Source organism: Streptomyces sp. NPDC023527 (genome assembly GCF_055560115.1).
Map to the genome: position 1 here is coordinate 626,299 of NZ_JBVHJJ010000001.1, position 12,782 is coordinate 639,080.

Annotated in this window: 13 protein-coding genes and 1 tRNA gene; 10 read left to right on the top strand and 4 right to left on the bottom strand. The window is 71.9% G+C overall.

Going from position 1 to position 12,782, the window contains the following annotated elements:
* The first annotated feature begins 68 nt into the window (after positions 1–68).
* From ACZ303_RS02880 to ACZ303_RS02905, 6 genes are all read left to right on the top strand, one after another.
* On the top strand, positions 69–1,220 hold the full coding sequence (locus tag ACZ303_RS02880) for an FAD-dependent oxidoreductase (RefSeq protein WP_467334383.1): 1,152 nt from the start codon (positions 69–71) through the stop codon (positions 1,218–1,220).
* A 137-nt stretch (positions 1,221–1,357) separates the two neighbouring features.
* The gene (locus ACZ303_RS02885; protein ID WP_467334385.1) at positions 1,358–1,885 is read left to right on the top strand and encodes a hypothetical protein; all 528 of its coding nucleotides are present in this window, start codon (positions 1,358–1,360) and stop codon (positions 1,883–1,885) included.
* Positions 1,886–1,985: 100 nt separating this feature from the next.
* Entirely contained in the window at positions 1,986–2,822 is an 837-nt protein-coding gene (locus ACZ303_RS02890; protein ID WP_467334387.1) for a DUF4097 family beta strand repeat-containing protein, read from the top strand.
* A 194-nt stretch (positions 2,823–3,016) separates the two neighbouring features.
* A complete protein-coding gene (locus ACZ303_RS02895) occupies positions 3,017–4,003 on the top strand; it encodes an ATP-binding cassette domain-containing protein (RefSeq protein WP_467334389.1) in 987 nt (328 codons plus the stop codon).
* Positions 4,000–4,791, top strand: a complete 792-nt coding sequence (locus ACZ303_RS02900) for an ABC transporter permease (protein WP_467334391.1) — start codon at positions 4,000–4,002, stop codon at positions 4,789–4,791. Before ACZ303_RS02895 ends, ACZ303_RS02900 begins: the two co-directional genes overlap by 4 nt.
* A 102-nt stretch (positions 4,792–4,893) precedes the next feature.
* Complete coding sequence (locus ACZ303_RS02905; protein WP_467334393.1) at positions 4,894–6,003, top strand: CapA family protein; 1,110 nt, start codon at positions 4,894–4,896, stop codon at positions 6,001–6,003.
* 24 nt (positions 6,004–6,027) lie between these two features.
* Here the strand turns inward: ACZ303_RS02905 and ACZ303_RS02910 are convergent, their stop codons facing one another.
* The 3 genes from ACZ303_RS02910 to ACZ303_RS02920 all read right to left on the bottom strand — a co-directional run bounded on the left by ACZ303_RS02910 (position 6,028) and on the right by ACZ303_RS02920 (position 10,030).
* On the bottom strand, positions 6,028–7,707 hold the full coding sequence (locus ACZ303_RS02910; protein ID WP_467334395.1) for a serine/threonine-protein kinase: 1,680 nt from the start codon (positions 7,705–7,707) through the stop codon (positions 6,028–6,030).
* 211 nt (positions 7,708–7,918) lie between these two features.
* On the bottom strand, positions 7,919–8,446 hold the full coding sequence (locus tag ACZ303_RS02915; protein ID WP_467334397.1) for a DUF4232 domain-containing protein: 528 nt from the start codon (positions 8,444–8,446) through the stop codon (positions 7,919–7,921).
* A gap of 186 nt (positions 8,447–8,632) precedes the next feature.
* On the bottom strand, positions 8,633–10,030 hold the full coding sequence (locus tag ACZ303_RS02920) for a helix-turn-helix domain-containing protein (RefSeq protein WP_467334399.1): 1,398 nt from the start codon (positions 10,028–10,030) through the stop codon (positions 8,633–8,635).
* 204 nt (positions 10,031–10,234) lie between these two features.
* On the opposite strand from ACZ303_RS02920, the gene ACZ303_RS02925 reads away from it, so the two are divergent.
* A complete protein-coding gene (locus tag ACZ303_RS02925; protein ID WP_467334401.1) occupies positions 10,235–10,939 on the top strand; it encodes a DUF4232 domain-containing protein in 705 nt (234 codons plus the stop codon).
* A gap of 98 nt (positions 10,940–11,037) precedes the next feature.
* Here the strand turns inward: ACZ303_RS02925 and ACZ303_RS02930 are convergent.
* A tRNA-Gly gene (locus tag ACZ303_RS02930) sits at positions 11,038–11,111 on the bottom strand.
* Positions 11,112–11,392: 281 nt separating this feature from the next.
* Here ACZ303_RS02930 and ACZ303_RS02935 point away from each other — a divergent pair.
* From ACZ303_RS02935 to ACZ303_RS02945, 3 genes are all read left to right on the top strand, one after another.
* Positions 11,393–11,557: a hypothetical protein gene (locus ACZ303_RS02935; RefSeq protein ID WP_467334403.1), complete on the top strand. Its 165-nt coding sequence runs from the start codon at positions 11,393–11,395 to the stop codon at positions 11,555–11,557.
* Between the two features lie 84 nt (positions 11,558–11,641).
* Positions 11,642–12,217 carry a dCTP deaminase gene (gene dcd, locus ACZ303_RS02940; protein ID WP_030366976.1) on the top strand — a complete coding sequence of 192 codons (576 nt, stop codon included), beginning with the start codon at positions 11,642–11,644 and terminating at the stop codon, positions 12,215–12,217.
* 28 nt (positions 12,218–12,245) lie between these two features.
* Complete coding sequence (locus ACZ303_RS02945) at positions 12,246–12,743, top strand: phosphoribosyltransferase (protein ID WP_361886735.1); 498 nt, start codon at positions 12,246–12,248, stop codon at positions 12,741–12,743.
* The last annotated feature ends 39 nt before the right edge of the window (positions 12,744–12,782 follow it).

Consider the following 12,782-nt stretch of genomic DNA (forward strand, 5'->3'; position numbering starts at 1 on the left):
GACGCCCGCCCGCCCATGAGGACGCGCCGCCGAGGACGCGCCGCCCCCGAACGAGAGAAATCCGCACCATGCCCCCTCTCCACCCCCGCCCCCGCCGCCCCCGCACCGTCCTGATCGTCGGCGGAGGCGTCACCGGCACCGCGCTCGCGGTCCTGCTGCGCGGAGCCGGTGTCGCCGTCGACCTCGTCGAGGCCAAGGCCGACTGGAACGCCACGACCGGCTCCGGCATCACCCTCCAGGGCAACGCCCTGCGCGTGCTGCGCGAGGTCGGCGTCTGGCGGCAGGTGCGCGAGCAGGGCCATGTCACCGACGGCGTCACCCTCATCACGCCCGGTGGCGCCGAGCTCTCCACCCAGCGGGACCTGCGCACCGGCGGCGACGACCTCCCGGCCGCCGTCGGGATCGGCCGGCCCGTGCTGCAGAAGATCCTCATCGAGGCCGTACGGGCGTCGGGCGCCCATGTCCGCCTCGGCCACACCGTCGACCGGTTGGCGCAGGACGCCACCGGCGTCGAGGTGTCCTTCACCGACGGCACCCGCGGCCGGTACGACCTGGTCGTCGCCGCCGACGGCGTCCACTCCCGCACCCGCGAACTGATCGGCATCACCGACCGGCCCACCCCCACCGGCCTGGCGATCTGGCGCACCTCCGTGCCCCGCCCGGCCGGCGTCACCCGCACCCACCTCGCGTACGGCGGCCCCGCCCTGGTCGCCGGCTTCTGTCCCACCGGCGAGAGCACGATGTACGCCTACCTCGTCGAACCGCACCGTGACCGGGGGCCCGTCGACCCCGCCTCGTACGCCGCCGAGATGCGCCGTCTCGCCGCCGGCTACGGCGGCCACTGGAACGGGATCCGGTCGTCGATCGACGATCCGGCGCACGTCAACTACACGCGGGCGCAACGGAACTTGGTGGAGGGCCCCTGGCACCGCGGCCGGATCGTCCTGGCCGGCGACTCCGCCCACACCTGCCCGCCCACCCTCGGCCAGGGCGCGGCCATGTCACTGGAGGACGCCTCGGTCCTCGCCGAGCTGCTCACTTCCCACGACACCTGGGACGACGACCTGCTCACCGCCTACCGCGACCGCCGCATGCCGCGCGTACGCGGTGTCGTCGACGCGTCCGTACAGATCGGGCAGTGGCAACTCGACGGCGTACGGGACGCGGATGTGCCGGGGTTGCTGCGCCGGACCACGAACGTACTCAAGGTGGCTCCCTGAGCTCTCGACCCCTGACCTGCTGATTTATGGGGCTCAGCCCTTGGTGGCGCCCTGAGTGACGCCACTGTGGCGCCATCGGCGCCAACTCTGTGCCATCAAGTGTTGCGATGGCGCCATCATGGTGCCATGATGGCGTCATGGACCTCACGCCGTATGTCGACAACCTCCGGCACGAGCTCGCGGTCGCCGCCGACGCCGGCGGCGACGAAGCCCGTGCGCTGGCCGAACGTCTCACCGCACCCCTCGAATCCGCCGCCCGGCTCACCCTGCTGAACGCCCTGTCCGCCGCGATGGACGAGGTCACCCGTGACCTGGCGCCGGGCTCGGTCGACGTGCGGCTGCGGGGGCTGGACCCCGAGTTCGTGGTGACGGCCCCGCCCACCAAGGAGCCGTACCCGGAGGCCGAGCAGCGCGAGATCGCGCCGCCGCCGGTGCCGGCCGCCTCCCCGGAGGGCGAGGAGGGCGCCACCGCCCGCATCAACTTCCGCCTCCCCGCCCACCTCAAGACCCGGGTCGAGGACGCCGCCGGGCAAGAGGGCCTCTCGGTCAACGCCTGGCTCGTACGGGCCGTCGCCACCGCCCTGGAACCCGGCGAGCCCGTCCGTGCCCCGGGCCGCAACAGCCACTCCCGGAGCCGGCAGGGCTTCACGGGCTGGGTGCGCTAGCCCGCCCCCCGGTACGCCCCGCCGGGCGCACCGCACCACGTCACCCTTCACCCGCTCCACCAGCGGGAACACACGCCAGAGCCATGAGGACGGGACAGCCATGCCAACTTTCGACACCACCGGACCGATCTCCGTCATCCTCGAATTCGACATGGGGACCGCCCGGATCACCGCGAGCAAGCGCACCGACACCGTCGTCGAGGTGCGGCCGCGCAACGGCGCCGAGGACATCGACGTACGGGCCGCGCAGCAGACCAAAGTCACCTTCTCCGGCGGCACGTTGGTGGTGAAGGGACCGAAGAAGCGGTCGCTGTTCGGCAAGAGCGGCGCGCTCGACGTGACCATCGAGCTGCCGGTCGGTTCGGACATCCAGGGCTCCTCGCCGATGGCGGACCTCGCCTGCGAAGGCGGCCTGGGGAAGTGCGACTTCAAGACCTCCTTCGGTGACATCCAGCTGGACGAGGCGGCGACGGTGTCCCTGAAGACCAGCTACGGCGACATCCGCGTCGACCGCGTGAGCGGGGACGCCGAGGTCACCGGAGCCGGCCGGATCGACGTCGGCGAGGTCACCGGCACGGCGACGGTCAAGAACGGCAACGGCGACACCACGATCCGCGAGGTGACCGGCCACCTGCGGGTGAACTCCGCCAACGGCCGTATCTCCGTCGGCGTCGCGCATGCCGGAGTCGACGCCAAGTCCGCCAACGGCAGCATCCGGGTCGGCGACGTGGCACGCGGCCGGATCCACCTCCAGAGCGCCGCCGGCGACCTGGAGATCGGCATCCGCGAGGCCACCGCCGCCTGGCTCGACATCAACACCGGCTACGGCAGTGTGCGCAACTCCCTCGACGCGTCCGGCGGGCCCGAGGGCGCCGCCGAGACCGTGGAGGTCCACGCCGACACCAGCGTCGGCGACATCGTGATCCGCCGCGCCTGACCCGGCCCGCGACCGAACGCGTCACAGCGCGGCCGCCACCCACCCGGCCATAGCGCGGCCGCCACGCACCGCATGCCGTAGCGCGGCCGCCACACACCAGGCCCCGGCACAGCCACCACACCCCAGGCCGCAACTCAGCCACGACCCCACACATCACCGCGCAGCAACCACAACAGAACAGAGATGGGAGAGCCATGACCGCCCTGACCGCGTCTCCACTGCCCACGCCCTCCGCCCCGACGGCGATCACAGTCACCGGCCTGTCCAAGTCCTACGGCGACAAGGTCGTCCTCGACGGCATCGACCTGCGCATCCCCGAGGGCACGGTCTTCGCCCTCCTCGGACCCAACGGCGCGGGCAAGACCACCACCGTCGAGATCCTCTCCACCCTCATCGCCGCCGACGCCGGCCAGGCGCACGTCGCGGGCCACGACCTCGCCGGTGACGCCGACGCCGTACGCGCCGCGATCGGCGTCACCGGACAGTTCTCGGCGGTGGACAACCTGCTCAACGCCGAGGAGAACCTGCTCCTCATGGCGGACCTGCACCACCTGCCCCGCCGCGAGGGCCGCCGCCGCGCCGCCGAGCTCCTGCGCCGCTTCGAGCTGACCGAGGCGGCCAGGAAGCCGGTCGCCACCTTCTCCGGCGGCATGCGCCGCAAGCTCGACCTCGCGATGACCCTCGTCGGCGACCCGCGCGTCATCTTCCTCGACGAGCCGACCACCGGACTCGACCCGCGCAGCCGCCGCACCATGTGGGAGATCATCCGCGGCCTGGTCGACGACGAAGGCGTCACCATCTTCCTGACCACGCAGTACCTGGACGAAGCCGACCAACTCGCCGACCGCATCGCCGTCCTGGACCACGGGAAGCTGATCGCCGAGGGCACCGCGGAGGAGCTGAAGCGCCGCATCCCCGGGGGCTGCATCCGGCTCCGGTTCGCCGACACCGAGCGGCTCGAATCGGCGGACGCCCTCTTCGGCTGCGCTGTGGCGCGCGACGACGAAGCGCTCACCCTCGACATCCCCGGCGACGGCGACATCCCCACCCTGCGAGCCGTCCTCGACGCCCTTGAGCACACCTCCATCGAGGCCGAGGCGCTCACCGTGCACACGCCCGACCTCGACGACGTCTTCCTCACCCTCACCAACCGGCCCGCCCCCCAGGAGAGCGCACGATGAGCACCCTGTCCTACGCGTCCCGCGATTCGCTGACGATGCTGCGGCGCAACCTCAAGCGCGCGCTGCGCTACCCCAGCATGACGGTCTCGGTCGTCGCGATGCCCCTCGTGATGCTGCTGCTCTTCAACTACGTCTTCGGCGGCGCCCTGGGCACCGGCATCGGCGGCACGGCCGGCGACGGAGGCGAGTACATCGACTACGTCGCACCCGGCATCATCCTGATGGCCGCGACCTCCGGAGCCCTGTCCACCGCGATCAGCGTGTGCGTCGACATCACCGAAGGCATCGTCAACCGGTTCCGCACGATGGCGATCTCCCGCGCGTCGTTCCTGACCGGACACGTCGTCGGTGGCGTGATCCAGACGATGGTCAGTGTCGCCCTCGTCACCGGCGTCGCGCTGCTCATGGGCTTCCGGCCCAACGCCACCCCCGTCGAGTGGATCGCGGCCGTCGGCGTCCTGGCCCTCCTCACCCTGGCGCTCACCTGGCTCTCGGCGGCCATGGGACTGGTGGCCAAGACCGTCGAGTCCGCCAGCAACATGCCCATGCCGCTGACGTTCCTGCCCTTCCTCGGCAGCGCCATCGTCCCGCCGGAGTCCATGCCCAGCGGGCTGCGGTGGTTCGCCGAGTACCAGCCCTTCACCCCCGTCATCGAGACGCTGCGCGGCCTGCTGATGGGCACCGAGATCGGCGACAGCGGTCTCCTGGCGCTCGCCTGGTGCGTCGGCCTCACCCTGGTCGGCTACGCATGGGCACGAACGGTCTTCAACCGCGGCGCGAAGCGGTAAGCGGCCGCCGGCCGCGAGGCAGCCAATCCCTCCGGCCAAGCACGTCACCGTTCACGCACGTAACTCTGCGCTCATCGGGACATACGGGCCTAACCTGGAGGAATGGGAAGCGACCCGGTAACGGTCTCCCTCTGCGGCGACGTCATGCTCGGCCGCGGCGTCGACCGGATCCTCGCGCACCCCGGTGACCCGGCCCTGCGCGAGGGGTACGTACGGGACGCCACGGCCTACGTCGAGCTGGCGGAGGCGGCGAACGGCCCCGTTCCCCGCCCGGTCGACTTCTCCTGGCCCTGGGGCGACGCGCTGCGCGCGCTCGACGAAGCCGCCCCCACCGCCCGCGTGATCAATCTGGAGACCGGCGTCACGCGCCACGGCGACTTCTCACCGGAGAAGGGGATCCACTACCGGATGAACCCCGCCAACCTCCCCTGCCTGACCGCCGCCCGTCCCGACGTCTGCGTCCTGGCCAACAACCACGTCCTGGACTTCGGCCGCCGCGGACTCGAAGAGACGCTCGACACCCTGGCGGGCGGGGGACTGCGGACGGCGGGAGCGGGGCGCGACGCCGACGAGGCGTGGCGCCCCGCGCTCGTCCCCGGCGGCGGGGGCCGCCGGGTCCTGGTCCTCTCCTTCGGGATGCCGTCCAGCGGCATCCCGGGCTCATGGGCCGCGACCGGGGACCGGAGCGGCGTCGCGTACGTGGCCGGGCCGTCGGACGCCGCCGCGGCCGAGGTGATCGGCCGGGTACGGCGGGTGAAGCGCCCCGGCGACGTCGCGGTGGCCTCGGTCCACTGGGGTTCCAACTGGGGCTACGCCGTCCCCCGCGACCAGGTCGCCTTCGCGCACGCCCTGATCGACGGCGGCGTGGACCTCGTACACGGCCACTCCTCGCACCACCCCCGCCCGCTGGAGGTCTACAGAGGCAAGCTCGTCCTCTACGGGTGCGGCGATTTCATCGACGACTACGAGGGCATCACCGGCTACGAGCACTACCGCGACGACCTGCGGCCGCTCTACCTCGCCACCCTGGAACCGGACACCGGCACCCTCACCGACCTGCGGATCATCCCCTTCCAGGCCCACCGCATGCGCCTGCGCCCCGCCTCCCGCGAGGACACCGAGTGGCTGCGGAACACCCTCGACCGAATCGGCCGCGGCTTCCACTGCCGCATCGACTCCGGACCGGAGGGCACGCTGACGCTACGGCTGTGAGGTCGGGCAGGGGGATGGGCGAGGCTAGCAGTGGACCGGCTGGCCGCTCTGGCGGGTGAGGTTGTCGCCGGACATCCAGCCCGAGGTGGTGGTGCCCTCCACGCGGACGTAAATCCACTTGTTGCCGTGGGCGTTGACGACGGAGCAGTGGTACCAGAGCTTCGTGCCGGACTTGGCCAGGGACACGGCCGGGCATGTCTGGTACGGGCCCGTCGTGAGGTGGTAACTGCCGGACAGATAGCCGTAGGCGCCCGGTTTCGGGTCCTGGTGGCTCCAGCCGCCGCAACTCGTCGACACCGGACTCGGCTTCGCCGTCGCACTGGGCTTGGCCTTCGGAGACGCCGAGCGCGAGGGTGCGCCGGACGGCTTCCCGCGGGAGCCCGGGGACGCCGAGGCGCTCGGGGGGCGCACGCCGGTGACCACTCCGCCCCCGTCCGGCTGACCGCCGCCCGTCGGGGAGCCTCCCCCCTGCGGCACCGCCTGTGCCCGGTCATCGCTCGTGCCGCCGTCCTTGCCGGTCAGGGCGTACGTCACGCCGCCCCCGGCGAGCACGACGGCGGCGGCCGCCGCCGCGATGAGGGTCCGGCCGCGACGCCGTCCGCGGCCGGTGCCGGTGCCGGGAGCGTCGCTGGGCTGCGGAAGCGTGTGCGGCACACCAGGCGGCGGGAAGCCGCTGTGCGGGGGCGGCGGGGCAGGCTGGTGGAACGGCGCCGCGGCACCGAATCCGGGCGGCGGCGCCGGGGCGGTGACCTGCGTCGGCGTCGGGGCGACGGCCTGCGCGGGGGGCGGCGGCGCGAGGTTCGTCGTCCTGCCCGCGGCCACTCGCTCCAGCATCTCGCGCGCCTGGTCGGCGGTCGGCCGGCTCTCCGGCTCCTTGGCCATCAGCGCCCGCAGCACCGGCGCGAGCGGTCCCGCCCGCCGGGGCTCCGGCAGGGGCTCGGTGACGATCGCCGACAAGGTGGACCACACGGACGTGCGGCGGAACGGCGACGTGCCTTCCACCGCCGCGTACAGCGTCATGCCGAGCGACCAGATGTCCGACGCGGGGCCGGGCTCCGTGCCCTGCGCGCGCTCCGGCGGCAGGTAGTCGAGGGAGCCGACGAGTTGACCGCTGCGGGTCAGCTTGTCCATGGCGTCGTCGCCGGAGGCTTCCATGCTGGCGATGCCGAAATCGGTGAGCACGACCCTCCCCCAGCCTCCGGCCGGGGGGACCCCCGTCTCGCTTCGCTCGCCGTGCTCCAGCAGCACGTTTCCCGGCTTGACGTCCCGGTGCAGTACGCCGACCCGGTGCGCGGCGTCGAGCGCGTCCATCAGCTTGGCACCGATCGCCGCGGCCTCGTGCGGCTCCAGCATGCCGCGCTCCATCAGGACATCGTCGAGCGAGGGCCCGTTGACGAGTTCCATGACGATGACCGGCAGGCCGTCCTCCTCGGTCACGTCGTGCACGGTGACCACGCCGCCGTGCCGGATACGGGCGGCGGCCTGCGCCTCCCGCCGCATCCGGGTCCGCAGATCGGCCAGTTCGGGCCCGGAGGCGTCGGTGAAGGCCCGCAGGACCTTGACGGCGACCTCTCGGTTCAGCAGCTCGTCGATCGCCCGGGCGACCACTCCCATGCCGCCGCGCCCGATCATCGCGGTCACCCGGTAACGCCCCCCGAGCACCTTGCCTATCAGCTCGTCGCCGTTCGCTTCCCCCGCCGTCACCGCATGCTCCGATCCGCCGTTGTCCGTCTGTTCGCCCGTTCGTGATCGGGCGGCCCCAAGACTAAAGGCAGGAGTGCCGGGGCGGCTTGGCGGTCGTGGGCACGCGCGGGACAAGCGTGGCGAAAGCGGCCGGAGGGCACCATGAAGGCCCAGGGCATCGGCCTGGGCCTTCATGGATGGCGCGGGGACGGGAGCCCGGGGGATGCCGCCGTCACCACACCAGGGCGTCGGAGACGTCCGCCTGCCAGTAGGTGACCGCCGCGCTGTCGTCGATCCACGTGCCCTCCGGGAGCGCGATCGAGTCGGGCCCGCCCTCGGAGCCCTCGCCGCTGTCGAGGAAGGCGTGCAGGGTACGGACATGACGCCCGTTCTCCCCGGAGCCGTCGGCGGACGACAGCCGGACGCCCGCGTAGGCGGACTCGCCCGGCTTGAGCGTCACGACCACCTGCGGCGCGGACTCCTCGATCGCCCGGGCGCCGACGTACGTGTCGTCGTCGAAGGCCAGGAGCGGGGCCTTGAGGAGGGTGCAGGACCCGGAGCCGGTGTTGGTGACGGTCAGCAGCTGGTGATTGATCGGGCGGCTCACGTTCCGCACGGTGAAGTCGGCGGTCGTGGTGGAGCAGAGCGCCCGGGCCGGGCCGGCTTCCGCCCGCGGTGCGGCCTGGGCGGGCACGGCCGCCGTGGCCAGAAGGGCGGCGCCGGACAGGGCGGCGGAGGCGATGAGGCGTGCGAAGCGCATGAGGATCTCCTGAGGGGCTGTCAGTGAGTGGTGGTCGCCCCGGAGTTCCCCGAGGCATGAGCAGCCTGCGGCGTCGCCCGTCCCGGCTTCAAGGCCCGCCCGGCCGTTCGGGACGCCGGGACGGTCGTACACGGTCTGGCCTGAGGAAACGCCGGACCGTGGAACGCTTCGGTGGAACGTGGAAGGTCAGTCCGTGGGTGCCGGTTCCCACCGTGTGCTCCCCGGCGGCTGCTGGTACGAGGGCCTGCCCGCGGAACCGCTGGTGTGGAAGGGCCTCCCCTGGTCGTCGATCCGGAGGGTCCCGCGCCGGCCGCCGCCGGACCACTGGAGTTCGAGGTGCCACCGCACGTCGCGCTGCTTGGCGTCGGCCTTGACGTAGAAGACCTCGGGGTCGGTGCGGCTCACCTTGTACGGGAAGTCGCGCTGACCGGCCACCGGGGTGAGGGAGGGCGACCCGGCGTCGAGGTCGACGCCGAAGGCCCGCGTCGCCACGTCACCGCCGCATCCGACACCCGTGGCGTACGCGTTCCAGGCGAGCGGGGCGTTCGTGCCGTCCACCCGGACGTGAAGCTCCTCGAGTACGACCGTGTCCTTGCCGGCGCCCTGCAAAGTGATCTTGATGAACTGGTTGTCGGCGGAGACGGCGCCGAGCTCGGACGCCCAGGCGGGCGCGTCCTGCTCGATGGGGGGCTTCGGCATCTCGCCGGGGTTCCGGTTGACCAGGAAGCGCTGGGAGCAGGGGCTCTCGTAGGCGTAGGGCCGGGTGTGGGCGGTCAGGGGAGCGTCGCCCCCGTCCTCGCCGGCCTTGTCGTCGCGTGCGCCGTCGCCCTTGCCTCCGCCGCTCTCCCGTTTGCCGGGGGAGGAAGGTGACGCGGAGCCGTCCGGTCCTGCGGACGGGGCGGGATCCCCTTCCCGCGGGGAGGCGGACGGCGGGCCGGACGGGCTTTGTCCGGGCTTCCCGGGCACGGCTGGGCCGCCCTTCCTCGACGAGGGCGCCGCGGCGGTCTCCTTCTTCCCGCCGTCGCCGGAATCGCCGCCGACGAGGCCGACGGCGAGCGCGGCGGAGCCGATCACGCCCATGACGCAGGCGACGGCCAGGGCGGCCATGGCGCCCTTCCGGGGTCGCCGCTCCCGCTTCGGGCGGCCGACCGGTACGGCCGGCTCCCGCGGTGCCGAAGCCTCCTCGGGCGAAGTCGTGGTCTCCGCCGGAGGCGTGGCGGTCGTCCCCTCCGGAAGTGCCACGGGTTCCGGCCGAGGAGCGGCAGTCGTCCCCTCGGGAGGATCCACGGCTCCCGGCCCCGGCCGAGCGGCGTCGGCTGACGCTCCGTCGGCCTCCGTCCTGCGGCCGCGCGCCGCGTCCGCGATGATCCACTGCCGGTGGACCTGCATCATCTCTTCCGGAGTGGCCTTGCACAGGCGGGCCAGCCGCTCCACCGGAGCGAACTCCGTCGGCACGGTGGTCCCGTTGCAGTACCGGTGCAAGGTCGACGTACTGACGTGCAGCCGCTTGGCCAGCACCCCGTAACTCAGGCCCGACCGCTCCTTCAGCGCCCGCAGCAGATCCGCGAGACCGCTTGCCCCCACGACACCCCTCCGTCCCATGTCCCCGTTTCAGGGAACACCTATTCCCCCAGGTCAGAGCCCGTGCGAGCGTTCCGGCGTCCCTAACCGGCCGGTTGTGCTGGCGCCCGGGACGCGGCGTCGCACAAGCTTTCGTCATCCAAGCACGCCGCTCCCGGATCCGGTCGAACGGCGCCCCGCTGCCCTCCCCATGAAGAGAGATCCGCCATGCGCGCCTCCGTCCGCCACCCCCGTCTGCTCGCTGCCTCCGTCGCGCTCGCCGCACTCGCCCTGGCGGGGTGCGAGAGCGGAGGGGGAACCCGCGAGGAGGGCGCCGCCTCCCAGCCCGTCGAGGCGGCCCAGCCTTCGGGGTCGGCGGCCGACAGCGAGCCGGCCCGGAAGCCCGGCCGACCGGCCGGTTCCGCGGCCCCCGGAGAGAAGGGGGCGAACGGCAAGGGCACTCCCGGCCGGGCCGGCCAGGGCGAGGGCCACGGTTCCCCGACCGGCGACCCGTACGCCCCGCGGAAGCGCGTGCCCTGCACCGCCGACAACACCGAGATCATCGCCACGCCGGTCTCCCGCCCCCTCAACCACATGCTGCTCACGATCACCAACACGGGATCCAAGATGTGTGACCTGACGGGCTATCCGATCGTCAAGTTCGAGGGCGCCCAGTCCGTCCCGCCGGTCATGGAGACGACCAAGCCGCAGGCGGTCACCTCCCTCGCCCCGGGCGGGAAGGGCTACGCGGGTGTGATCCTCTCCGCGGGCGACGGCAGCGGCGGCGAGGGCCGCACTGTCCAGAGCCTGGAGATCGGCTTCGAGGGCAGCGACAAGATGGCGGAGGCCGCCCTCCAGGCCAAGGGGGTGCACGTCGACGACTCGCTGCGTGTCACGTACTGGCTGACGACGGCGGCGGACGCGCTCACCTGACCGCGCGCGGGCGCTCAGGACCCGCGCACAACACCCGCACGCGGCTCGCCCAACAAGAAAGCCCCGGGCCGGCGGCCTGGGGCTTCGAGAGAAGTGCGTGGAGCGGGTGACGAGAATCGAACTCGCGCTCTGAGCTTGGGAAGCTCATGTTCTACCATTAAACTACACCCGCGAAGGCGCCCGCTCGGAGCGTCGCATCGTCGCACACTCTACCCCATCGCAGACCCCCGACGCATTCATCGCGGGGGTCTTCTTGCTGTGGGTGGGGTCGATGGGGCCGGTGGGGATGCGGCCCGGGTGGGCGGGAGTTGGGGCGTACCGTGGGGGCGGGCAAGACGCCGGGGAGCTTCCGGGAGTGCCGCCTTCGAGCGAGTCCCATGCATCCCCTAATGTGGCTTTTGTCCGTCGTGCCGGAGGCACTCATTCAGTACCGCCATGGGGAAAGGGAGCTCGATGGAGCGCACCGTCGTTCGTTGTGCCGAAGGGCACGTGTTCAGCACCGCTTCGTTCCCGATGCAGAATCTCGGACCCGGCCGGATCGGCCCCGGGCGGCTCCTGCGCTGCCCGCGCTGCGCCCGGCTGCGGCATTCCGTACCGGTGGCGCCCGAGAAGCGCTGACAGGGACCTGACGAGAGACGGGCGCGGGCCCGGTCCGATCGGACCGGGCCCGCGTTGTCCCACTTCTCCGCGTATCCTCGACCCGTGCTTCTCTCAGACAAGGACATCCGGACCGAGATCGACGCCGGCCGCGTGCGCATCGACCCGTTCGACGAATCGATGGTGCAGCCCTCGAGCATCGATGTGCGGCTGGACCGCTACTTCCGGGTGTTCGAGAACCACCGGTACCCGCACATCGACCCCGCGGTCGAGCAGGCGGACCTCACGCGTGAGGTGGTGCCGGAGGGCGACGAGGCGTTCATCCTGCACCCCGGTGAGTTCGTGCTCGCCTCGACATACGAGGTCATCACGCTCCCCGACGACGTGGCCTCCCGCCTGGAGGGCAAGTCCAGCCTGGGCCGGCTCGGCCTGCTGACGCACTCCACGGCCGGCTTCATCGACCCCGGCTTCTCCGGGCACGTGACGCTGGAGCTGTCGAACATGGCCACGCTGCCGATCAAGCTGTGGCCGGGGATGAAGATCGGGCAGCTGTGCATGTTCCGGCTGACCTCGCCCGTCGAGCACCCCTACGGGTCCGCCAAGCACGGCTCCCGCTACCAGGGCCAGCGCGGGCCGACGCCCTCCCGGTCCTTCCAGAATTTCCACCGCACGCAGGTCTGAGCGACCAGGGACAAGGCGAAGAGCAACAGTGAGTGACATCCGCGAGAACCTGACCTACCCGATCTTCGGGCAGGCCATCCGTGAGCTGGCGCAGACCATCGCGGACGACGGCTACGAGCCGGACATCATCCTCTCCATCGCGCGCGGCGGCGTCTTCGTCGCGGGCGGCCTGGCGTACGCGCTGGACTGCAAGAACATCCACCTGGTGAACGTCGAGTTCTACACCGGCGTCGGCACCACGCTGGAGATGCCGGTCATGCTCTCCCCCGTCCCGAACGCGATCGACTTCTCCAACAAGAAGGTCCTGATCGCCGACGACGTCGCGGACACCGGCAAGACGCTCAAGCTCGTCCACGACTTCTGCCTCGACCACGTCGCCGAGGTGCGCAGCGCCGTGATCTACGAGAAGAGCCACTCGCTCGTGAAGTGCGAGTACGTCTGGAAGAAGACCGACGAGTGGATCAACTTCCCGTGGTCCGTCGAGCCCCCGGTCGTGCGCCGTGAGGGCCAGGTGCTGGACGCCTGAGCGGCGTCGAAGCGAACGAAGGGCGGGCCGCGTCGTGCG